Genomic DNA, 22,951 nt, shown 5'->3' with positions numbered 1-22,951 from the left:
ACAGCGCCCAGTATGTGGGCAAAGTGCGAAGATGTCACCCTCTGAAAATAGCTTGCCGGATGTCGGCTTTGCCTAATCCGGCCTACGGGGTGCAATTGTAGGCCGGATTAGACGCGAAATCGTCGCCATCCGGCAACGTATTTACTTCTGCAGACGGGCCTCAATGGCATCCATCAGCATACCGGTAATCGAAACCGGGAACTCCGCTTCAATTTCACGAATACAGGTTGGGCTGGTGACGTTAATTTCCGTCAGACGATCGCCAATGATATCCAGACCGACAAAAATCAAACCTTTCGCTTTCAGCGTTGGCCCAATGCGACGGGCAATTTCCCAGTCACTGTCGGTTAATGGACGCGGCTCGCCACGACCACCTGCGGCCAGGTTGCCACGGGTTTCGCCGCCCTGCGGAATACGCGCCAGGCAGTAAGGAACGGGTTCGCCATCGACCACCAGCACGCGTTTATCGCCGTCTTTAATGGCTGGCAGATAGTTCTGCGCCATGCAGTAGCGGGTACCGTGCTCGGTCAGCGTTTCCGCAATAACGCCAAGGTTCGGATCGCCTTCCTTCACGCGGAAAATAGAGGCCCCGCCCATGCCGTCCAGCGGTTTGAGAATGATGTCGCTGTGTTTTTGCCAGAAGGCTTTCAGCTGCGCTTTATTACGCGTGACCAGCGTTTCCGGCGTCAGATCGGCAAACCATGCGGTGAACAACTTTTCGTTGCAGTCGCGCAGGCTCTGCGGTTTGTTGACGATCAGCGTTCCTTTCTCTTCTGCACGTTCCAGAATATAGGTCGCGTAGATGAACTCGGTATCAAACGGCGGATCCTTACGCATCAGAATAACGTCCAGGTCTGCCAGCGGGAGATCCTGTTCGCTCTTAAATTCATACCATTTGTCGTAGTTCTGCTCTACGCTCAGGGTACGCGTATGGGCGCGGGCTTCACCGTTGATCAGATAAAGATCGGCCATCTCCATATAATGAATTTCGTAACCGCGGCGTTGCGCTTCCAGCAGCATTGCGAAGCTGGAATCTTTCTTGATGTTGATGCTTGCGATGGGATCCATCACGATGCCGAGCTTGATCATGTTCTTCTCCGTTTATGCCTTAGCCCAGATCGCCAAAACGCACCTGAAGCGCGGTAATGGCGGTGAGCGCAGTTGTCTCAGTACGCAGAACGCGAGGTCCTAACAGAATATCAGTAAACTGATACCGTGCGGTCATGGCAATTTCATCTGCCGACAACCCACCTTCCGGGCCAATCAGCAAGCGGATACGCTCCACCGGGAGCGGCAGCGTGTTAATGCTGGCGCTGGCGCGAGGATGCAGATTGAGCTTCAGTCCTTCGTCCTGTTCTGCGCACCATGCTTCCAGATCCATTGCCGGGCGAATTTCAGGCACCCGATTACGACCGCACTGTTCGCAGGCGGCAATAGCGATTTTCTGCCACTGCTGGAGCTTCTTGTTCAGGCGTTCATTGTCCAGTTTAACGCCGCAACGCTCAGAAAAAAGTGGCGTAATGAGGCTTACACCCAGTTCAATCGATTTCTGGATAGTAAATTCCATTTTTTCACCGCGCGACATTACCTGGCCCAGGTGGATATGCAACGGTGATTCCCGATCGTCGAGTTCAGCGTTAAGCACCTTCACTTCCACACTTTTCTTACTGGCGTGGGTAATTTCGGCGTCGAATACCTGATTGCTGCCATCAAACAGCTGTAGCGGCTGGCCTGGCCCCATACGTAGTACACGGCCGATATGGTTGGCAGCATCTTCACACAGTGAAATTTGGCTACCGGAAGCGAGTGGCTCTGGGTGATAAATGCGAGGAATGCGCATAGTTAAACATCCGCGTCATGGCCCTGGGCTGCAACAGGCCAGGGCATGGTTAAAAATATTGCCGCTAGTGTAGGTTAGCTCTTTTGCGCCTGGCAAGCGCGTTGCACATAGGGGTTATGATTCCCCTGTACCTTCGCGATGCGTTCGTCGCGCTCACACTCCCAGTCGGTGACCGGATACTGCTTATTCCAGGCATTAAAAAGCTGGGTTTGCTGGCGAGAGAGCGTCAGGTTGTATTGGTCGCGCATATAAAAATAGGTACGCGCGATGGCGCCACGGGCGCGGGCAGGCGGCTCGGCAACTTTCTCTTTGAAATCAACCTTCATCGCGCACTGTCCATACTGGCCTTCGCCACCGTTCCACTGGCTGTACATGAAGTTAGCGCGATCGCCATTCACTTCACCTACCGCAGGCTGCAGGTTATGCATATCGCTTTCCATTTTGCGATAGACCGGATCTTTAGCGCAGTTTTTACGCCCTCCGTCCTGCCAGCACTGGCGCTGATGACCAAAATGCCAGGCGGGGACAACGTGCTCCCATTCAATTCGACTGGCGCGGTTTTCGTTTTTTCGCACTTTATAGCCGCAGGATTCGAGGTCCACGACCCCTTTTTTGCCTTGCCAGTTAATTTTACAACCGCAGTAGAAATCGCCTGGCGCATCGGCGTTAACTTTGACGCCCGCCGCTTTTGCCTGAGAAAAACTGTTGATGCCTTCGGCTAAAGCCGGGCCTGAAAATGCTGCGGCTAACAGGGCCGCAGCAAAAGAAAAATTACGGTACATCACGAACTCCGTGTCAAAACGAGCCCGCAACGTAGCGAAAGTCATTCCTGTATGCAATCAGTTAGATCAGAAAAGTTCCTGATAATTCTGAAGATTATTCTGCAATCAGTGGTTCGCCGCAGTGAACGCAGCGGTAGGTGGCTTCGCCGCGTATCACGCGGTTATGGCGGCGTACGGTCAGTTGGTGTTCCTGACACTTGCAGCGGTAAGTAAAGGTCTTACGCTGCACGGATTGCAGTTCGAACTGATGCGTACGTCGGGCTGGCACGCCCAGCACGCTTTCCATCATCCATTTCCACTCTTTGCCGTGCGGCGGCACGCGGCCAAAGTATTTCCACACCAGTAAATGCGCCAGTTCATGGGGCACCACTTCGTTAACGAACGCGTCAACGTTCTCCATCAGCAGGACGGGATTCAGACGAATTTCGTAGGTTTGTAGCCACGCGGTACCCGCGGCGGTTCCGCGCTGTTGGTAAACCAGCTTTGGCTCCGGGTAATTGCGTTCTAGCTTGAGATTGGCCTGAGCGAGTTTTTCCCGCAGGCTGCGCATAACGGCTTGCTGGATGGCGATAGGGAGACGGGAGGTTTTCATAACGCCAGAGGATAGTGCGACAGGGAAGGGACTGCAAGAGGAAGGCTTCCTCCCGCGGGGGAGGAAGCTTTTCGTGATTAGTCGTGTGCGCCAATTTCGCGCAGTTTACGACCTTTCATCAGGTTACGTTCAATGTGTTCCAGAGAGACATTTTTAGTTTCAGGTATCAGCCACAGGGTCAGGAAGATGAACAGGACGTTCAGACCACCGTAGACCCAGAAAGTATTGGCGCTTCCCAGCGAGTTCAGCATCGTCAGGAAGGTTGCACCGACGATCATATTGGCAATCCAGTTGGTTGCGGTAGAGCAGGTGATACCGAAATCGCGGCCTTTCAGCGGTTGGATTTCAGAGCACAGAACCCAAATCAGCGGACCGGCGCTCATGGCAAAGCCAACGATAAACATCAGCAGCATCAGTACAGCGAAGTATTGCGCGGCCGCCGAGTGAATACCCACGTGCATCATCGTACCCAGCACGCCCATACCGACGGCCATGACGATAAAGCCGAGGATCAGCGTAGGCTTGCGGCCCCAGCGGTCAACCAGGCCAATGGCGATAAAGGTTGCCAGCACGTTGGTCAGACCGACGATAACAGTCCCCCACATCTGCTCGGTGGTGTTGGTGTAGCCCGCCAGCTCAAAGATTTTCGGTGCGTAATACATAATGACGTTCATCCCGGTGAACTGCTGCATCACCTGTAACAGGACGCCAAGGAATACCGCGCGGCGGAAGTTGCTGTTTTCTTTAAACAGCGCCCAGCCGCTCTGCTTCACCTGCAGACTTTCACGAATTTCATCCAGCTCGCGTTTGGCTTCTGCGCTGGTATCACGCAAACGCAACAGAACACGTTCAGCATCGACAAAACGACGTTTAGCAGCAAACCAGCGTGGGCTGTCCGGCAGGAAGATAACGCCAACCAGCAGCAGCAGGGCAGGGATGATGATCACGCCCAGCATCCAGCGCCATGCGCCGCTGTAGCTAAACGCCGTATCGGAAAGATACGCACCCAAAATACCGATGGTGATCATCAACTGATACATAGAGATCATGCTGCCACGAATTTTTTCCGGGGCAATTTCAGACAGGTAAAGCGGCGCGGTATAAGACGCAACGCCTACCGCAAGGCCGAGCAGCACGCGGGAAACCAACAGCACTTCAACGTTTGGTGCCGCGGCGGAGAACAGTGAACCGGCAACAAACAGGATTGCGCCGATCATCAAACTCTTTTTACGCCCCAGTTTGAAGGAGAGCCAACCGCTGCCGACGGCACCCACGGCAGCACCAAACATCATCGAACTCACCACCCATTCCTGAGTGTGGGGGGTAATTTGGAACTCGTCGGTGATGAACGGTAAAGCTCCGGCAATAACACCGATATCCAGGCCAAAAAGTAATCCAGCCAGGGCTGCAAGAAAGCAGACAAAAAATGTCATGGCTTTGTTGGAACGCCCCGTTTTTTTATTGTCAGGCATGATGCCCTCCGGTTGGGTAGCTAGTTTTGTTGATGTTAAGGGTAGGTGAGTACGGGGTAAAAAAATGCGAATCACATCACATTAGTGTAATCGGTTACACTAGCATTCATGTAAGTTATTGGTTATTTGATTGAAAAATAACGTTATTTATTTCGCATGAATAACATTGATTGTCTGGGTTTAAGATAATGCTGAAATATAATGTAACAGTGATGCAATCATAGTAACGAAGAGATGTTGATTCATGTTGGATCGAAATTCTACGATATGTAATCGCTTTCATTTGTTGTTTGCAACAAGGGAGATTAGCGTAGCTTTGGCTATGGGGTATGGAAGAGAAAAGGACATAAAAAAGACCAGCGCGAGGCTGGTCTTCATAAGCGTTGAGCCGTGAGGGAATTACTTCAGACCGGCAGCTTCACGCAGCAGAGCGGCTTTGTCGGTTTTTTCCCATGGGAAATGTTCGCGACCAAAGTGACCGTAAGCAGCGGTTTCTTTGTAAATCGGGTGCAGCAGATCCAGCATCTGAATCAGACCATACGGGCGCAGGTCGAAGAACTCGCGCACCAGCAGGGTCAGTTGCTCAGAAGGCACTTTTTCAGTACCAAACGTTTCCACCATGATAGAGGTCGGTTCAGCCACGCCGATTGCGTAGGAAACCTGAATCTCACAGCGATCAGCCAGACCAGCGGCAACAATGTTTTTCGCGACGTAACGAGCTGCATAGGCTGCGGAACGGTCAACTTTAGACGGATCCTTACCAGAGAATGCACCGCCGCCGTGACGCGCCATGCCGCCGTAGGTATCAACGATGATTTTACGACCTGTCAGTCCACAGTCGCCCATTGGACCGCCGATTACGAAACGACCGGTTGGGTTGATGAAGAACTTGGTCGAAGCAGTCAGCCATTCAGTAGGCAGTACCGGCTTGATGATCTCTTCCATAACTGCTTCTTGCAGCGATTTCTGATCGATGTCTTCAGAGTGCTGAGTCGACAGAACAACCGCATCAATACCGACGATTTTGCCGTCGTCATACTGGAAGGTAACCTGGCTTTTTGCATCCGGACGCAGCCAGGATAAAGTGCCGTTTTTACGCACTTCAGCCTGACGCTGCACCAGACGGTGAGCATAGGTAATTGGAGCTGGCATCAGCACGTCGGTTTCGTTGGTTGCATAACCAAACATCAGACCCTGGTCGCCTGCGCCCTGTTCCAGCGGATCGGCGCGGTCAACACCCTGGTTGATGTCCGGAGACTGTTTACCAATCGCGCTCAGTACCGCACAAGAGTTGGCGTCAAAGCCCATGTCGGAATGCACATAGCCAATTTCGCGAACCGTATTACGGGTGATCTCTTCGATATCAACCCATGCGCTGGTGGTGATCTCACCGCCAACTAAAACCATACCGGTTTTGACGTAGGTTTCGCAGGCAACGCGTGCTTTCGGATCCTGCTCGAGGATTGCGTCCAGTACGGCGTCAGAGATTTGGTCAGCGATTTTGTCAGGATGCCCTTCTGATACGGACTCGGACGTAAAAAGGTGTTTTGCCATATTTAATTTCACCTAAGGAGAATTTGGTTAGCTCAAACTGTCGAGTGGAATAGCCATGTGTAGAAGATTCTACCATGAGTCTGCAGATGACGGACACTGGCAGTCTGAGTGTTAATCGGTATAGATGGATTAACATCTGGACGGCTATTTTAGGACAGTTCTTCGCCTGATTTCCAGCTTTTTTTGATTGAGGTCGCATTGTACTGAAAATGTAACTGGAAATTTTTCCTGACGGTGCTGGCAATGCGCGCATTTATCTTTTGCTTTTTGACTTCCTTATGGGTATAAAACGCGGCGCGCGGCTCATACAAAAGCACACGACGTTTTCATCGTGTTGCCACTTCCAGCCGGGTTAAGACTTTAGCTTTGGCTTGTGGGTTCGTTCCGTAAGGAGCAACCGTGGAGGTGATACGAGATAATGAACCGTTGTATTCTGCTGAATCTGTCGCACCGTTCTGGTGTACATATGTTCCCCGCAATCTGCATCTTGCATACCTGCCGATGTTATACCCATCTCGGCGCTTCTCAGGACTCCAGGGCCGGTAACGGTCACTAAGAACTGAACAAGGGCGCTCTTGGTAAACAAGAGTTTTCTCGTGGTTTCGCCGAACCGTCAGCATTAAGTTCGGTTACGTGTTTACATTGATATGAAAAAGAAACCGGTCGCACAGTCGGAGCGTCAGCACTATCTGCTGCAAATTCTGCCTGTATTTGGGTTGTTATCGCGTCTTCGGATTGCGATAGTAGTCAACTGTTTTACACTTGTTAATAAAATTTGAGGTTCGCTATGTCTGACGACATTTCTTTGGGTTCGCCTTCGTCAGCAGGCGAACACGGTGTACTACGCTCCATGCAGGAGGTTGCAATGAGTTCCCAGGAAGCCAGCAAGATGCTGCGTACTTACAATATTGCCTGGTGGGGTAATAACTACTACGACGTCAATGAACTGGGCCACATCAGCGTGTGCCCGGATCCGGACGTACCCGAAGCGCGCGTTGACCTTGCTGAGTTGGTGAAAGCCCGTGAAGCGCAGGGCCAGCGTCTGCCTGCATTGTTCTGCTTCCCGCAGATCCTGCAACATCGTTTGCGTTCGATTAACGCCGCGTTTAAACGCGCCCGTGAATCCTACGGCTACAACGGTGACTATTTCCTCGTTTACCCGATCAAGGTCAACCAGCATCGTCGCGTGATTGAATCGCTGATCCACTCCGGCGAACCGCTGGGGCTGGAAGCTGGTTCCAAAGCTGAATTGATGGCCGTTCTGGCCCATGCCGGAATGACCCGTAGCGTGATCGTGTGTAACGGTTATAAAGACCGCGAATATATCCGTCTGGCGCTGATTGGCGAGAAGATGGGCCATAAGGTCTATCTGGTCATCGAGAAGATGTCTGAAATCGCTATCGTGCTGGATGAAGCTGAACGCCTGAATGTCGTTCCGCGTCTGGGCGTGCGTGCGCGTCTGGCGTCGCAGGGCTCTGGCAAGTGGCAGTCCTCCGGCGGTGAAAAATCAAAATTCGGCCTGGCGGCAAACCAGGTGCTGCAACTGGTAGAAATTCTGCGCGAGCGTGGTCGTCTGGACAGCATCCAGTTGCTGCACTTCCATCTCGGCTCCCAAATGGCGAACATTCGTGATATCGCCACCGGCGTACGTGAATCGGCGCGTTTCTACGTTGAGCTGCACAAGCTTGGCGTCAATATCCAGTGCTTCGACGTGGGCGGTGGTCTGGGCGTGGATTACGAAGGTACCCGTTCGCAGTCTGACTGTTCCGTAAACTACGGTTTGAACGAATACGCCAACAACATCATCTGGGCTATTGGCGACGCCTGTGAAGAACACGGTCTGCCGCATCCGACGGTAATCACCGAGTCTGGCCGCGCGGTAACCGCGCACCATACCGTGCTGGTATCTAACATTATCGGCGTTGAGCGTAGTGAACACACCGAAGCTACACCTCCGGCTGACGATGCGCCACGTGCCCTGCAAAGCATGTGGGAAACCTGGCAAGAGATGCATGAACCGGGAACCCGTCGTTCGCTGCGTGAATGGCTGCACGACAGCCAGATGGATCTGCACGATATTCACGTTGGGTACTCTTCAGGCACCTTTAGCCTGCAGGAGCGTGCGTGGGCAGAGCAGCTGTATCTGAACATGTGCCATGAAGTGCAGAAACAACTCGACCCGAGCAACCGTGCGCACCGTCCGATTATCGACGAGCTGCAGGAGCGTATGGCGGATAAGATTTACGTCAACTTCTCGCTGTTCCAGTCGATGCCGGATGCGTGGGGGATCGATCAGCTGTTCCCGGTAATGCCGCTGGAAGGGTTGAATCAGGTGCCTGAACGCCGCGCGGTGCTGTTGGATATCACCTGTGACTCTGATGGCGCTATCGACCACTACGTTGACGGTGATGGCATTGCGACCACCATGCCGATGCCGGAATACGACCCTGAGAACCCGCCGATGCTGGGCTTCTTTATGGTGGGTGCGTACCAGGAGATCCTCGGCAACATGCACAACTTGTTTGGTGATACCGAAGCGGTTGACGTGTTCGTCTTCCCTGACGGCAGCGTAGAAGTTGAGCTGTCCGACGAAGGGGATACCGTGGCGGATATGCTGCAATACGTGCAGCTGGATCCGAACACCCTGCTGACGCAGTTCCGTGACCAGGTGAAAAACACCGATCTGGACGCTGAGCTGCAACAGCAGTTCCTCGAAGAGTTTGAAGCCGGTCTGTACGGTTATACTTATCTGGAAGATGAGTAACGATAAATGCCAGGTGGCGCTGCGCTTACCGTTCCTACGAAAGTTGGCCGGATAAGGCGAAACCGCCATCCGGCAGTCGGAATCCGCGGGGGCAGCATTTGTGGCACTCACTTGAATCCGTACAAAATAACGGCGATAATTTGCCGTAAATATGCAGTTACCAAATCAATCCCTTCCTCGTCGGGCTTAACGACGCGGAGGGGATTTTTTTTCATCGATTTTTAAAGAGGTCAGTACATGAGCACCTTAGGTCATCAATACGACAACTCCCTGGTTTCTAACGCCTTTGGTTTTTTACGTCTGCCGATGAACTTCATGCCGTACGATAGCGACGCCGACTGGGTGATCACCGGTGTACCGTTTGATATGGCAACGTCTGGTCGTGCGGGCGGGCGTCATGGTCCGGCGGCAATCCGTCAGGTGTCCACCAACCTGGCCTGGGAGCACAACCGCTTCCCGTGGAACTTCGATATGCGCGAGCGCCTGAACGTGGTGGACTGCGGCGATCTGGTTTATGCGTTCGGGGATGCGCGTGAAATGAGTGAAAAACTGCAGGCGCATGCTGAGAAGCTGCTGTCTGCCGGTAAGCGCATGCTCTCCTTTGGCGGCGACCACTTCGTCACGCTGCCGCTGCTGCGCGCGCACGCTAAGCACTTTGGTAAAATGGCGCTGGTGCACTTTGATGCCCACACCGACACCTACGCGAACGGCTGCGAATTCGACCACGGCACCATGTTCTACACTGCGCCGAACGAAGGTCTGATCGATCCGAATCACTCTGTGCAGATCGGTATTCGTACCGAGTTCGACAAAGACAACGGCTTTACCGTACTGGATGCGTGCCAGGTTAACGACCGCAGCGTTGATGACATTATCGCTCAGGTTAAGCAGATTGTCGGTGATATGCCGGTATACCTGACTTTTGATATCGACTGTCTGGACCCGGCGTTTGCACCAGGAACCGGTACGCCAGTGATCGGCGGTCTGACTTCCGATCGTGCTATTAAACTGGTACGTGGTCTGAAAGATCTGAACATCGTCGGGATGGATGTTGTTGAAGTGGCTCCGGCCTACGATCAGTCAGAGATCACCGCACTGGCGGCGGCAACGTTAGCATTAGAAATGCTCTATATCCAGGCGGCTAAGAAAGGCGAGTAACGGTTTCGGGCTATTTTACTCGCCATTTTGAACCCGGGCAGTGCTCGCCATCCTCACGTACTACGTGTACGCTCCGGTGGCTGCGCGCTGTCCGGTCCCAAACTGGCTTCGCCAATAACGCCCGATCGCTGGACTAAATTTGTAATTCTGTAGGCCGGATAAGGCGTTCACGCCGCTATCCGGCACTGTTCGAAGATTATTTGATCCCGTCTGCGCTCATGCGATCGCGAATATGTTGCGCACGTTCTGCGGATGCCGGATGATCGTCAAACATTGAGCTTTGACGTCCTGCTTCCAGTTTTGCCAGTTTCTCAAAACTGGTGGCTAAGCCAGCCGGGTTGATCCCACGTTTGCGCAACAGATCATACGAGTAATCATCCGCCTCGGATTCCTGACGCTGGGAGAACTGCGAGTTCACCAGTTTCTCGCCAAGATCGCCCAATTGCGATTGCGACAGGCTGCCGACAATCCCGCCAGCGGAAGCCGCAGCTGCGCGCACAGCGTTCGTACCCAGCGCAACCTGCATCCCTTTTTTCACGTGACCCAGCGCAACGTGACCCATTTCGTGGCCGATCACCGCTTCGACTTCGTTGTCGGTCATCATATCCATCAGGCCGCTGTATACGCGGATACAGCCGTTCGCCATGGCAAAGGCATTTACATCTTTCGCCATATAAACTTTGTAGTTCACCGGCTGGCCGTTAATGTTATCGCCAAGCGCGGCGGCGATTTTGCCAAGACGCGTTGCATACTCGCTGCCAGCCGGGGCGATGGTAGCTTTGCTGTCCATATCCTTACAGGCCTGATCGCTCAGCGCTTTTACCTGCGCATCGCTCAGACTGTAGGCCTGAAAAGCCTCTGCGCCTGAGGAAAGCAGTCCGTTTGAGTCCATGTTCTGGCAGCCGGTCAATGCCGCCGCCATGCTCGTAGCAAGCAGTAAAGCGCGAATTTTCATTTTTTCTCTTCCGCACAAAGTCAGGATTATTCTAAAAAATGCGTCGTTTGCAGGTGAACCGACGCTCGGCATAAGTATAAAGAAAAGAACAATAAGCGGGCGAGAAGATTGCGCAACTTGCGCGCATGATCCAGAGATTTCTGAAGCGGTAAAAGGATGCTCCATGTACATGACACGCGGCTTGGGTTACATTGTTGGCACTTTTTTCCGGCGTAGCCCAAAACGCGCTGTCGTCAAGTCGTTTAGGGCGTGGCCTTCATTATCCGATCTGGAGTCAAAATGTCCTCACGTAAAGAGCTTGCCAATGCTATTCGTGCGCTGAGCATGGACGCAGTACAGAAAGCCAAATCCGGTCACCCGGGTGCCCCGATGGGTATGGCTGACATTGCCGAAGTCCTGTGGCGTGATTTCCTGAACCACAACCCGACTAACCCGTCCTGGGCTGACCGTGACCGCTTCGTGCTGTCTAACGGCCACGGTTCAATGCTGATTTACAGCCTGCTGCACCTCACCGGCTATGATCTGCCGATGTCCGAGCTGCAGAACTTCCGTCAGCTGCACTCCAAAACGCCGGGTCACCCGGAAGTGGGTTACACCGCGGGTGTTGAAACCACGACCGGTCCTTTGGGTCAGGGCATTGCGAATGCAGTGGGTATGGCTATCGCTGAGAAAACGCTGGCGGCGCAGTTTAACCGTCCTGGTCACGACATCGTTGACCACTTCACCTATGCTTTCATGGGCGACGGCTGCATGATGGAAGGTATCTCTCACGAGGTATGTTCCCTGGCTGGTACGCTGAAACTGGGTAAACTGGTTGCGTTCTACGATGACAACGGCATCTCTATCGATGGCCACGTTGAAGGCTGGTTCACCGATGACACCGCGAAGCGTTTCGAAGCTTACGGCTGGCACGTGATTCGTGGTGTAGATGGTCACGATGCTGACGCGATTAAACGCGCTGTTGAAGAAGCACGCGCAGTGACCGACAAACCGTCCCTGCTGATGTGCAAAACCATCATCGGTTTCGGTTCTCCGAACAAAGCCGGTACCCACGACTCTCACGGTGCACCGCTGGGCGATGCAGAAATCGCACTGACCCGCGAACAGCTGGGCTGGAAATACGCGCCGTTCGAAATCCCGTCTGAAATCTACGCGCAGTGGGATGCGAAAGAAGCCGGCCAGGCAAAAGAAGCCGCATGGAACGAGAAGTTCGCTGCTTATGCCAAAGCTTTCCCGCAGGAAGCTGCTGAATTCACCCGTCGTATGAAAGGTGAAATGCCGTCTGACTTCGACGCGAAAGCCAACGAGTTCATTGCTAAGCTGCAGGCTAATCCGGCGAAAATCGCCAGCCGTAAAGCTTCTCAGAACGCGATTGAAGCCTTCGGTCCTCTGCTGCCTGAATTCCTCGGCGGCTCTGCTGACCTGGCACCGTCTAACCTGACTCTGTGGTCTGGTTCTAAGGCCATCAACGAAGATACTGCCGGTAACTACATCCATTACGGTGTACGTGAATTCGGTATGACCGCTATCGCAAACGGTATTTCCCTGCATGGTGGTTTCCTGCCGTACACCTCCACCTTCCTGATGTTCGTGGAATATGCCCGTAACGCGGTGCGTATGGCTGCGCTGATGAAACAGCGTCAGGTGATGGTCTATACTCACGACTCCATCGGTCTGGGTGAAGATGGTCCGACTCACCAGCCGGTAGAGCAGGTTGCTTCTCTGCGTGTGACTCCGAACATGAGCACATGGCGTCCGTGTGACCAGGTTGAATCCGCAGTAGCATGGAAATACGGTGTTGAGCGTCAGGACGGCCCGACCGCGCTGATCCTCTCCCGTCAGAACCTGGCACAGCAGGAACGTACCGCAGAGCAACTGGCGAACATCGCTCGCGGTGGCTACGTGCTGAAAGATTGCGCGGGTCAGCCGGAGTTGATCTTCATCGCCACCGGTTCTGAAGTTGAACTTGCCGTGGCTGCCTGGGACAAACTGACCGCTGAAGGCGTGAAAGCGCGCGTGGTTTCCATGCCGTCTACCGATGCATTCGACAAGCAGGATGCGGCTTACCGTGAATCCGTACTGCCGAAAGCCGTCTCTGCTCGCGTCGCTATCGAAGCTGGCATTGCTGACTACTGGTTCAAATACGTGGGCCTGAACGGCGCTATTGTCGGTATGACTACCTTTGGTGAGTCTGCACCGGCAGAACTGCTGTTTGAAGAATTCGGCTTCACCGTAGACAACGTGGTCGCGAAAGCAAAAGAACTGCTGTAATTTCGATTACAGGTGAAAACGGGTCGCTTAGGCGGCCCGTTTTTTGCTTCTCAGGGTAGTTACGTGCGTAGCTGACCTGCTTCAAGACGTACTATGCGCGAAAAATGGCGCTGCGTAAATGCAGCGTCATGACTGATCGCTACAACGCTGGCGCCACGTGTACGACACACTGCCAGCCAGTTTTCGAAGACGCCAAGCCAGTGTGCATCAAAGTCCCGACTGGGCTCATCCAGCAGTAGAATAGCGGGTTTGAGGGCTTCCAGACTGGCGACGGCAACCATACGTCGTTGTGCCGTATGCAGATCGAGCGGGTGCGCGTCGGCGACATCCTCTAACTGACATAATTGCAGCGCCGCCATCGTGCGTTGCGCAATTTCAGTCGCCGGAAGCTTCTGTAGCCGTAATCCGAAGGCAACTTCCTCTGCAACCTTGCTGTGAAAGATTTGATTCTCCGCTTCCTGAAACAGTACGCCGAGCACCCTGGCGCGCTCCCGGTTTTTCAGTTGCGCAATCGCACGATTTTGAACGGTTATTGTGCCGGATGAGGGAGTCAGTAGCCCGGCCATGATGCGCAAAAGCGTGGATTTTCCTGCGCCATTATCGCCCGTTAGCGCCAGCCATTCCCCCTCCAGGAGTTCCAGCGAAATATTGCGTAAACAGTCATCGGCGGCGTTCGGCCAGCGATAGCTGACCTGGTTTAGCGTTAGCATAGTGATGATAATGCTCCGTCGCGCAGCTGCCATGCCTGCTGGCAGTAGCTGAGAAAAGGTGAAGGGTTGCGTTCGAAAAATATCACCAAAGCATGCTGTTCCTGTGCCCACTGTTGCAGTCGCGCCAGCAGCATTGCCGTGGCTTGCGCCGTCAGGCGACTGAACGCTTCATCCAGAATCAATATTTTCGGCTGCATGGCGAGTGCGCTGGCAATGACTACCCGCTGGGTTTCCCCGCCGGAAAGGGTGCCGGGATGACGATGGCGTAGGGGCTGACATTCTGTCAGCGTAAGGGCGGCATCTATGCGCTGCATAATTTCAGTCTCGGTAAGGCAGAGATTTTCCGGGCCAAACGCCACTTCTTCCTCCACGCTGAAAGTACAACCTGAAAGCTGCAGGTAAGGTGACTGCTGTACAAGCTGGATGGTACTCGACTGCTCGACCAGCGATAGTTGCCCGATGGGATTACCCAGTAGCGTGCCTGTGCCCTCAATTTCTCCCGGAAGGAAGTCGGGGTACCAGCCAGCCATCAGCTGTGCCAGCGTACTTTTCCCGCAGCCGTTGTCACCAAAAATAGCCACCATACCAGGCCTGGCGTAATGGAAATCGTAACAGGCGGATGGCCGCATAGCGTGCGTCGGAATATAGCGAAACTGCTCTAACGTAACCATATCCAGATTCCTGTCTCAACTGCCATCAGAACCACCATACCGTAGCGGGCCAGACGTTGTAAGGTGCTGTCTGGCGGCGCCCATAGCGTGGTGCGAGTGCGATGCAGGCGAAATCCCCGCATATCGAGCGCTGCACCGCGAACGGCCAAGTCATTGAGCGCGTTATGGGTGAGCGGCACAATCAATGCCGGCATAGCGCGTAAACGTTGGTACCAGGACTCATCCAGCGGTACGCCGCGTGCGCGCTGTGCCTCGTGAATAATCGCCAATTGGTGTTTGAGCTGTTCAACCACCAGCAGCGGGCCTGCGAACAGATAGGCAACTCCTGGCGGCAGGCGTGAAGCAAACAGGGCGCGCATAAAGCGCGCAACCGGCACGTACTGCATCCACATCTGCGATGTCGACACAATGGCGAGGATCCGCAGCCAGAGCGTAACGGCATCGACCCAGCGTTCTGGTGTGCGCGGCTGCCCGCTAATCCACTCGGTAAGCCATCCGCCGTGTACCAGCCATAGCCCCAGTCCTAAGGGGATCATCAGCCAGAGTACGTATTTCGCCCGCGACCGCGTAGCCTTCATACATAGCAAACCGACAAACGTCGCGGCGCTATACAAGCTGAGCGGCACTCCGGCTGGCAGCAGGAGCGTGGAGCAGGCGGCAAGCACCCATAGAGTTAACGACGTAAACGGATGCATTTAGCGCACGGCAGACATCGTAGGGAAATGGCGCGTGGTGCGCAGCGGAAGCTGTCGCAGCAGCACCCAGACGATGATTGCCGTGAGGATTTTATCGACCAGATTCGCACCGATGACGGTGATGGCGACGGACTCCACCAGGTTCTGACCGACCGAGTGCATCCAGGCGACAAAAAGATCCGCGCCGCTGCCAGTGACACCGCCGAACAGAGTCGTGCGAATCGGCACGGCAACGAGGGTCACGGCAAGCGTGATAATTACGCCGCTAACCACGACTTTGGGTAAGGTGCGAAACCATCCCGCCCGTGCCAGCCAACCGGCGACCAGTCCAATAACCATGGCAACGGGCGCAAAGGCGGCGGCGATCGGATCGGTCAGCAACCCCCACAATAGGTTAGTGAGTAATCCGGTTAGCATCCCCACAACCGGACCTAACAGCACCGCGCTGATCAACGTGCCAATCGAGTCGAGAAAAATAGGTAATTTCAACATGCTGATAAGCTGCCCACCGACCATGTTGATGGCGATAGCAATGACAATAAGAACCAGAGACTGGCTGGAAAATTGGCGACGCGCCATAAAAGACCTCGTATAAGTGAATCGTTAGCGGGATGAAATAACCAGTTCGTCATAACCGGAAACGGCGCAGGGCTGACGGCTGAATGCCAGAGACGTCAACTCGCCAATCACCAGTTCCAGCGTGGTTCGCACGGTACAGCCCGGCATCATGTGTCCGCCCAGCATCGCGCCGTGTGGGTCAGCAACCGCCAGATGAAGATGCTCGCCGGTAAGTTCTAGCGTGCCGTTCAGAGAGATAATTTCCCACGTACCCGTAAGTAATGTGGTTTCTTCACGTCCGGCGAAGCGCAGAGCAATGTTGGTCAAACTGCCGGTGCAACCCGCTATCCAGGCTGCCTGTAGTTGATGCTGCTGGATAAAAGCGTGTAGCGCTGAAAAGACTTCCTGGCCCGGTAATAAACGCAGCGCATGAAAGCGAGCTTCAGATGGTTGGGGATAGAATGTTGCCATAGTTGAGGGACTCCGAGACTCGGACGTTGCGCTGATAATATAGACGCGGGTTAGGGAGCTTTCTGATATAAATCAGGATTTGTGACATGGCAACGAAATAATCTTGCTACGGTTATTCGTAATTCTGGAATATGGAATAAAAGTCGCGTTGAAGGACGTTAAAATGTGACGTAAGTCAGATAACTGTGTTCTGTTGCTGGACAATCATTCCTTTTATTCCGCGTTTCGCTTATTCTAGCTGAAGCGTTTCAGTCGATTAAATGTTCGACAATTAACCAATTAGTCGCAGTTTGCGACAGGTAAGGTTTCCCTGAGCGATTTGCTGCATTACTCTGTCTGCCACATCGTTTCTGAGAAATCCTTGCAGGAGACCTATGACCGTACGCGTAGCGATTAATGGTTTCGGTCGCATCGGACGCAACGTGGTTCGTGCTTTGTATGAATCCGGGCGTCGGGCGGAAATCACCGTGGTGGCAATCAACGAACTGGCGGATGCTGCAGGCATGGCGCATTTGTTGAAATATGACACCAGCCATGGGCGTTTTGCCTGGGATGTTCGTCAGGAACGAGACCAGCTCATCGTTGGCGATGACGCGATCCGCATTCTGCATGAGCGAACGCTCGATGCGCTTCCGTGGCGCGAGCTGGGTGTCGACGTTGTGCTGGATTGTACGGGGGTCTTTGGCAGTCGCGAACACGGCGAGGCGCATATTGCCGCCGGCGCAAAGAAAGTGCTCTTTTCACATCCTGGTAGTCACGACATCGACGCAACCGTTGTGTTTGGCGTTAATCAGGATCAGTTGCGCGCTGAGCACCGGATCGTTTCCAATGCCTCCTGCACCACGAATTGCATAATACCCGTCATTAAATTGCTGGATGATGCTTACGGCATTGAGTCTGGTACCGTCACCACGATCCACTCCGCGATGCACGATCAGCAGGTTATTGATGCTTATCATCCTGACCTGCGTCGCACGCGAGCGGCCAGCCAGTCGATCATTCCGGTTGATACCAAACTGGCGGCGGGCATCACGCGAATTTTCCCGCAGTTTAACGATCGTTTTGAAGCGATAGCGGTGCGTGTACCGACCATAAATGTGACGGCGATCGACTTAAGCGTGACGGTGAAAAAACCAGTAAAAGCCAGTGAAGTCAACCAGTTGCTGCAAAAAGCAGCACAAGGTGCATTTCATGGTATAGTTGACTATACGGAATTACCGTTGGTCTCAGTAGATTTTAACCACGACCCGCACAGCGCCATCGTTGATGGTACGCAAACGCGCGTGAGTGGCGCTCACCTGATCAAAACGCTGGTCTGGTGTGATAATGAATGGGGCTTTGCTAACCGTATGCTCGATACGACGTTAGCGATGGCTGCTATTGGTTTCAGGCTCGACGCTTGAGCGTCGACAAAACTTTATGAATCAACGAGAGGATTCACCATGTCTGTAATTAAGATGACCGATCTGGATCTGGCTGGTAAACGCGTTTTTATCCGTGCGGACCTGAACGTACCAGTTAAAGAAGGGAAAGTAACCAGCGATGCGCGTATCCGTGCTTCCCTGCCAACCATCGAACTGGCCCTGAAACAAGGTGCTAAAGTGATGGTAACTTCCCACCTGGGTCGTCCTACCGAAGGCGAGTACAACGAAGAATTCTCTCTGCTGCCGGTTGTTAACTACCTGAAAGACAAACTGTCTGCTCCGGTTCGCCTGGTAAAAGATTACCTGGACGGCGTTGAAGTCGCTGCCGGTGAACTGGTTGTTCTGGAAAACGTTCGCTTTAACAAAGGCGAGAAGAAAGACGACGAAGCGCTGTCCAAAAAATATGCTGCTCTGTGCGACGTATTCGTTATGGACGCTTTCGGTACTGCTCACCGTGCGCAGGCGTCTACTCACGGTATCGGTAAATTCGCCGATGTCGCTTGTGCAGGTCCGCTGCTCGCTGCCGAGCTGGATGCACTGGGTAAAGCACTGAAAGAACCTGCTCGTCCGATGGTTGCTATCGTTGGTGGTTCTAAAGTTTCTACCAAACTGACCGTTCTTGATTCTCTGTCAAAAATCGCTGACCAACTGATTGTTGGCGGTGGTATCGCGAACACCTTCGTTGCTGCTCAAGGTCACAACGTGGGTAAATCCCTGTACGAAGCTGACCTGGTTGACGAAGCTAAGCGTCTGCTGACCACTTGCGACATCCCGGTCCCAACCGACGTTCGCGTAGCGACTGAATTCTCTGAAACCGCACCGGCTACCCTGAAATCCGTTAGCGATGTAAAAGAAGACGAGCAGATCCTGGATATCGGCGACGCTTCTGCACAGCAGCTGGCTGACATTCTGAAGAATGCGAAAACCATTCTGTGGAACGGCCCGGTTGGCGTGTTCGAATTCCCGAACTTCCGCAAAGGTACTGAAATCGTTGCTAATGCCATCGCAGACAGCGAAGCATTCTCTATCGCAGGCGGCGGTGACACCCTGGCAGCAATCGACCTGTTCGGCATTGCTGACAAAATCTCCTACATCTCTACTGGCGGCGGCGCGTTCCTCGAATTCGTGGAAGGCAAAGTACTGCCAGCAGTAGCCATGCTCGAAGAGCGTGCTAAAAAGTAAGAATTTAATGGGCAGGGAAACCTGCCCTTATTTTAGCGCGCTTTAGGGCGCGCGCCCTTTCCAAGGCCGAAGATACAGGACTCGTAAAATGTCTAAAATTTTTGATTTCGTAAAACCAGGCGTAATCACTGGTGATGACGTACAGAAAGTTTTCCAGGTAGCTAAAGAAAACAACTTTGCTCTGCCAGCTGTTAACTGCGTGGGTACCGACTCCATCAACGCCGTTTTGGAAACTGCTGCAAAAGTTAAAGCGCCGGTAATCGTACAATTCTCCAACGGTGGTGCTTCTTTCATCGCTGGTAAAGGCGTGAAGTCCGACGTTCCTCAGGGCGCTGCAATCCTGGGTGCTATCTCTGGCGCGCATCACGTTCACCAGATGGCTGAACACTACGGTGTTCCGGTTATCCTGCACACTGACCACTGCGCGAAGAAACTGCTGCCGTGGATCGACGGTCTGCTGGACGCGGGCGAAAAACACTTCGCAGCAACCGGCAAACCGCTGTTCTCTTCTCACATGATCGACCTGTCTGAAGAGTCTCTGGAAGAGAACATCGAAATTTGCTCCAAATACCTGGCGCGCATGTCCAAAATGGGCATGACTCTGGAAATCGAACTGGGTTGCACCGGTGGCGAAGAAGATGGCGTGGACAACAGCCACATGGACGCTTCTGCACTGTACACCCAGCCGGAAGACGTTGATTACGCATACACCGAGCTGAGCAAAATCAGCCCGCGTTTCACCATCGCAGCTTCCTTCGGTAACGTACACGGCGTTTACAAGCCGGGTAACGTCGTTCTGACCCCGACCATCCTGCGCGACTCTCAGGACTATGTTTCTAAGAAACATAACCTGCCGCACAACAGCCTGAACTTCGTCTTCCACGGCGGTTCCGGTTCTACTGCTCAGGAAATCAAAGACTCCGTAAGCTACGGCGTAGTGAAAATGAACATCGATACCGATACCCAATGGGCTACCTGGGAAGGCGTTCTGAACTACTACAAAGCAAACGAAGCTTACCTGCAGGGCCAGTTGGGTAACCCGAAAGGCGAAGATCAGCCGAACAAGAAATACTACGATCCGCGCGTATGGCTGCGTGCTGGTCAGGCAACCATGATCACCCGTCTGGAACAGGCTTTCAAAGAACTGAACGCGGTTGACGTTCTGTAATTTACGCCGTTCCACGTGACATGAGGCCCGCAAATGCGGGCCTTTTTTATTGCTATGTCAACGCTCTGCTGGCAGAGAATTCTGTGATCTGTTTGGCAAAATCCAGGTTTATTGTTTACCCTTGTCAGGTTGCCAGTCCCGTCAGGGCGGCTTTATTTCTCCCGTTTGGGTAAGCAAAAAAGGAATATTGAATGGAAGATTTGAATGTTGTCGACAGCATAAACGGTGCGGGCACCTGGCTGGTGCGCAACCAGGAACTGCTGTTGAGCTATGCCGTCAACATCGTTGCGGCCATCGCGATTGTCATTATCGGTATGATCGTGGCGCGCATTGTATCAAATACCGTTAACCGCCTGATGCTGGCGCGTAAAATTGATGCCACTGTTGCCGACTTCCTCTCTGCACTGGTGCGTTACGGTATTATCGCTTTCACGCTGATTGCCGCTCTGGGCCGCGTTGGGGTGCAAACAGCCTCCGTGATCGCCGTTCTCGGTGCCGCAGGTTTAGCCGTCGGTCTGGCGTTGCAAGGTTCGCTGTCCAACCTCGCCGCAGGTGTCCTGCTGGTAATGTTCCGTCCGTTCCGTGCGGGTGAGTATGTCGATCTCGGCGGCGTGGCTGGAACCGTGCTCAACGTGCAGATTTTCTCCACCACCATGCGTACCGTTGACGGTAAGATTGTAGTGATCCCGAACGGTAAAATTATTGCCGGGAACATCATTAACTTCTCTCGTGAGCCGGTTCGTCGTAACGAATTTATTATCGGCGTGGCTTACGACTCCGATATCGATCAGGTGAAAAAAATCCTCACTGATATCATTCAGTCGGAAGATCGCATTCTTAAAGACCGTGAAATGACGGTACGCCTGAATGAGCTGGGGGCTTCCTCAATTAATTTTGTGGTACGCGTCTGGAGCAACAGCAGCGATCTGCAAAGCGTCTACTGGGATGTGCTGGAACGCATTAAGCGCGAGTTCGATGCCAACGGCATCAGCTTCCCGTATCCGCAGATGGATGTGAATTTCAAGCGTGTGAAAGAGCGCGCGGCAGAGTAATTACGCGCCCGGAGGCGCTTTTGCTTTCCGGGCCGATAAGAATTTTCTTTCCATTAATTTCCCTAATCTACGATTAAAATTATCCATTTCCGCTAATGTTTTCCCCGCGCTATAGTCTGCTCCTAAGAGAAACAGTTCGGGATGATTAACGTGTTATCGTATTACTTTCAAGGGCTTGCACTTGGTGCGGCCATGATTCTTCCGCTTGGTCCGCAAAACGCCTTCGTGATGAACCAGGGCATTCGCCGCCAGTATCACATCATGATTGCTTTACTCTGTGCTATCAGCGATTTAGTGCTGATTTGTGCGGGGATCTTTGGCGGTAGCGCCTTGCTGATGCAGTCACCATGGCTGATGGCGCTGGTCACCTGGGGTGGGGTGGCTTTTTTACTCTGGTACGGTTTCGGGGCGTTAAAAACGGCGATGAGCAGTAACCTGGAACTGGCCAGTGCCGAGGTGATGAAGCAGGGGCGCTGGAAAATCATCGCCACCATGCTGGCGGTGACATGGCTCAATCCCCATGTTTACCTGGATACCTTTGTGGTGCTGGGGAGTCTGGGGGGGCAGCTGGACGTTGAGCCGAAGCGCTGGTTTGCGCTGGGAACCGTCAGCGCTTCGTTCCTGTGGTTTTTCGGTCTGGCATTGCTGGCGGCCTGGCTGGCTCCGCGTCTGCGCACTGCTAAAGCGCAGCGCATCATCAATACGTTGGTAGGATTAGTGATGTGGTTTATTGCTTTTCAACTGGCAAAAGAAGGTGTTGCGCACGTTCATGCGTTGTTCAACTAAGTGTTGTCTGATGGACAACGCAGCGAGATCGTCTAAGCTTGCCTGCATGTGCCCTGAGTTTCGGGGTAATTATTGAAACATGGAGGAACGACCGTGAAGTTCAAAATAATGGCCCTGGCGGCATTAGTCGGATTCAGCGCACTATCGGTACAGGCAAATGAGCTGCCAAATGGACCGCACATCGTGACTTCCGGAACAGCAAGCGTGGATGCGACACCAGACATAGCTACGCTGGCAATTGAAGTGAACGTTGCTGCCAAGGATGCGGCTTCAGCGAAGAAGCAGGCCGATGAGCGCGTGGCGCAATATCTGTCCTTCCTTGAACAGAACCAGATAGCGAAGAAAGACATTAGCGCGGCCAACCTGCGTACCCAGCCGGATTACGACTACCAGAACGGTAAAAGTATCCTCAAAGGGTATCGTGCGGTGCGCACCGTTGAAGTCACGCTGCGTCAGCTGGACAAACTTAACGCTCTGCTCGATGGCGCGCTGAAGGCTGGTCTGAATGAGATCCGTTCGGTATCGCTTGGTGTTGCCCAACCGGATGCTTACAAAGATAAAGCGCGTAAAGCGGCAATTGATGATGCTATTCATCAGGCAGAACAACTGGCTGCGGGCTTCAATAGCAAACTTGGCCCGGTGTACAGCGTGCGCTACCACGTTTCCAATTATCAGCCTAGCCCGATGGTACGGATGATGAAAGCAGATGCTGCACCTGCTGCTTCTGCTCAGGAAACCTACGAACAGCCGGTTATTCAGTTTGACGATCAGGTTGATGTCGTCTTCCAGATTGAGCCGACGGCGGGGCAACCAGCCGCAACGCCAGCCAAAACTCAGTAATTGTTG

General features: G+C 53.4%; 23 protein-coding genes. 11 read left to right on the top strand and 12 right to left on the bottom strand.

The window, feature by feature from the left end:
- Positions 1–141: 141 nt before the first annotated feature.
- From gshB to metK, 6 genes are all read right to left on the bottom strand, one after another.
- Positions 142–1,089 carry a glutathione synthase gene (gene gshB, locus G4551_RS19750; protein WP_003027083.1) on the bottom strand — a complete coding sequence of 316 codons (948 nt, stop codon included), beginning with the start codon at positions 1,087–1,089 and terminating at the stop codon, positions 142–144.
- Between the two features lie 19 nt (positions 1,090–1,108).
- Complete coding sequence (rsmE, locus tag G4551_RS19745; RefSeq protein ID WP_003027080.1) at positions 1,109–1,840, bottom strand: 16S rRNA (uracil(1498)-N(3))-methyltransferase; 732 nt, start codon at positions 1,838–1,840, stop codon at positions 1,109–1,111.
- A gap of 74 nt (positions 1,841–1,914) precedes the next feature.
- Positions 1,915–2,622 (bottom strand): deoxyribonuclease I, encoded by a 708-nt coding sequence (gene endA, locus G4551_RS19740; RefSeq protein WP_003838221.1) that lies wholly within the window; start codon positions 2,620–2,622, stop codon positions 1,915–1,917.
- 94 nt (positions 2,623–2,716) lie between these two features.
- A complete protein-coding gene (locus G4551_RS19735) occupies positions 2,717–3,214 on the bottom strand; it encodes a SprT family zinc-dependent metalloprotease (RefSeq protein WP_003838223.1) in 498 nt (165 codons plus the stop codon).
- A 77-nt stretch (positions 3,215–3,291) separates the two neighbouring features.
- The gene (galP, locus tag G4551_RS19730) at positions 3,292–4,686 is read right to left on the bottom strand and encodes a galactose/proton symporter (RefSeq protein WP_003027074.1); all 1,395 of its coding nucleotides are present in this window, start codon (positions 4,684–4,686) and stop codon (positions 3,292–3,294) included.
- Positions 4,687–5,085: 399 nt separating this feature from the next.
- Entirely contained in the window at positions 5,086–6,240 is a 1,155-nt protein-coding gene (metK, locus tag G4551_RS19725) for a methionine adenosyltransferase (RefSeq protein WP_003027071.1), read from the bottom strand.
- Between the two features lie 418 nt (positions 6,241–6,658).
- On the opposite strand from metK, the gene G4551_RS23960 reads away from it, so the two are divergent.
- From G4551_RS23960 to speB, 4 genes are all read left to right on the top strand, one after another.
- Positions 6,659–6,796 carry a hypothetical protein gene (locus G4551_RS23960; protein WP_269147429.1) on the top strand — a complete coding sequence of 46 codons (138 nt, stop codon included), beginning with the start codon at positions 6,659–6,661 and terminating at the stop codon, positions 6,794–6,796.
- A gap of 91 nt (positions 6,797–6,887) precedes the next feature.
- A complete protein-coding gene (gene yqgB / locus G4551_RS19715; RefSeq protein ID WP_003027062.1) occupies positions 6,888–7,019 on the top strand; it encodes an acid stress response protein YqgB in 132 nt (43 codons plus the stop codon).
- 8 nt (positions 7,020–7,027) lie between these two features.
- Positions 7,028–9,004 carry a biosynthetic arginine decarboxylase gene (gene speA / locus G4551_RS19710; protein ID WP_003027059.1) on the top strand — a complete coding sequence of 659 codons (1,977 nt, stop codon included), beginning with the start codon at positions 7,028–7,030 and terminating at the stop codon, positions 9,002–9,004.
- A 237-nt stretch (positions 9,005–9,241) separates the two neighbouring features.
- Entirely contained in the window at positions 9,242–10,162 is a 921-nt protein-coding gene (gene speB / locus G4551_RS19705) for an agmatinase (protein ID WP_003027056.1), read from the top strand.
- A 196-nt stretch (positions 10,163–10,358) separates the two neighbouring features.
- On the opposite strand, the gene loiP is transcribed toward speB, so the two are convergent.
- Positions 10,359–11,117 (bottom strand): metalloprotease LoiP, encoded by a 759-nt coding sequence (gene loiP / locus G4551_RS19700; RefSeq protein WP_003027053.1) that lies wholly within the window; start codon positions 11,115–11,117, stop codon positions 10,359–10,361.
- 279 nt (positions 11,118–11,396) lie between these two features.
- Here loiP and tkt point away from each other — a divergent pair, with 279 nt between their 5' ends.
- A complete protein-coding gene (tkt, locus tag G4551_RS19695; RefSeq protein WP_003027049.1) occupies positions 11,397–13,388 on the top strand; it encodes a transketolase in 1,992 nt (663 codons plus the stop codon).
- Positions 13,389–13,447: 59 nt separating this feature from the next.
- Here the strand turns inward: tkt and G4551_RS19690 are convergent, their stop codons facing one another.
- The 5 genes from G4551_RS19690 to G4551_RS19670 are packed head-to-tail and all read right to left on the bottom strand — an operon-like array spanning position 13,448 to position 16,493.
- Positions 13,448–14,098 (bottom strand): ABC transporter ATP-binding protein, encoded by a 651-nt coding sequence (locus G4551_RS19690; RefSeq protein WP_003838233.1) that lies wholly within the window; start codon positions 14,096–14,098, stop codon positions 13,448–13,450.
- Positions 14,092–14,769, bottom strand: coding sequence for an ABC transporter ATP-binding protein (locus G4551_RS19685; RefSeq protein ID WP_003838234.1), 678 nt, complete (start codon positions 14,767–14,769; stop codon positions 14,092–14,094). Before G4551_RS19685 ends, G4551_RS19690 begins: the two co-directional genes overlap by 7 nt.
- Entirely contained in the window at positions 14,757–15,464 is a 708-nt protein-coding gene (locus G4551_RS19680) for an energy-coupling factor transporter transmembrane component T (protein ID WP_003838237.1), read from the bottom strand. Before G4551_RS19680 ends, G4551_RS19685 begins: the two co-directional genes overlap by 13 nt.
- A complete protein-coding gene (locus G4551_RS19675) occupies positions 15,465–16,043 on the bottom strand; it encodes an ECF transporter S component (RefSeq protein WP_003027040.1) in 579 nt (192 codons plus the stop codon).
- Between the two features lie 24 nt (positions 16,044–16,067).
- Positions 16,068–16,493 (bottom strand): PPC domain-containing DNA-binding protein, encoded by a 426-nt coding sequence (locus G4551_RS19670; protein ID WP_003027037.1) that lies wholly within the window; start codon positions 16,491–16,493, stop codon positions 16,068–16,070.
- Positions 16,494–16,867: 374 nt separating this feature from the next.
- Between G4551_RS19670 and epd the strand changes: the two genes are divergently transcribed.
- The 6 genes from epd to G4551_RS19640 all read left to right on the top strand — a co-directional run bounded on the left by epd (position 16,868) and on the right by G4551_RS19640 (position 22,945).
- The gene (gene epd, locus G4551_RS19665; RefSeq protein WP_003027035.1) at positions 16,868–17,896 is read left to right on the top strand and encodes an erythrose-4-phosphate dehydrogenase; all 1,029 of its coding nucleotides are present in this window, start codon (positions 16,868–16,870) and stop codon (positions 17,894–17,896) included.
- A 39-nt stretch (positions 17,897–17,935) separates the two neighbouring features.
- Positions 17,936–19,099: a phosphoglycerate kinase gene (pgk, locus tag G4551_RS19660; protein WP_003027032.1), complete on the top strand. Its 1,164-nt coding sequence runs from the start codon at positions 17,936–17,938 to the stop codon at positions 19,097–19,099.
- 88 nt (positions 19,100–19,187) lie between these two features.
- Positions 19,188–20,267 carry a class II fructose-bisphosphate aldolase gene (gene fbaA / locus G4551_RS19655; RefSeq protein WP_003027029.1) on the top strand — a complete coding sequence of 360 codons (1,080 nt, stop codon included), beginning with the start codon at positions 19,188–19,190 and terminating at the stop codon, positions 20,265–20,267.
- Positions 20,268–20,458: 191 nt separating this feature from the next.
- Positions 20,459–21,319 (top strand): small-conductance mechanosensitive channel MscS, encoded by an 861-nt coding sequence (locus G4551_RS19650; RefSeq protein WP_003027007.1) that lies wholly within the window; start codon positions 20,459–20,461, stop codon positions 21,317–21,319.
- A gap of 150 nt (positions 21,320–21,469) precedes the next feature.
- Positions 21,470–22,105, top strand: coding sequence for an arginine exporter ArgO (gene argO, locus G4551_RS19645; protein ID WP_003027005.1), 636 nt, complete (start codon positions 21,470–21,472; stop codon positions 22,103–22,105).
- Positions 22,106–22,198: 93 nt separating this feature from the next.
- Positions 22,199–22,945: an oxidative stress defense protein gene (locus tag G4551_RS19640; protein ID WP_003027002.1), complete on the top strand. Its 747-nt coding sequence runs from the start codon at positions 22,199–22,201 to the stop codon at positions 22,943–22,945.
- Positions 22,946–22,951 lie beyond the last annotated feature (6 nt).

The organism is Citrobacter freundii ATCC 8090 = MTCC 1658 = NBRC 12681 (assembly GCF_011064845.1).
Classification (GTDB): Bacteria; Pseudomonadota; Gammaproteobacteria; order Enterobacterales; family Enterobacteriaceae; genus Citrobacter; species Citrobacter freundii.
This window is presented reverse-complemented; position numbering and strand designations above follow the sequence as displayed.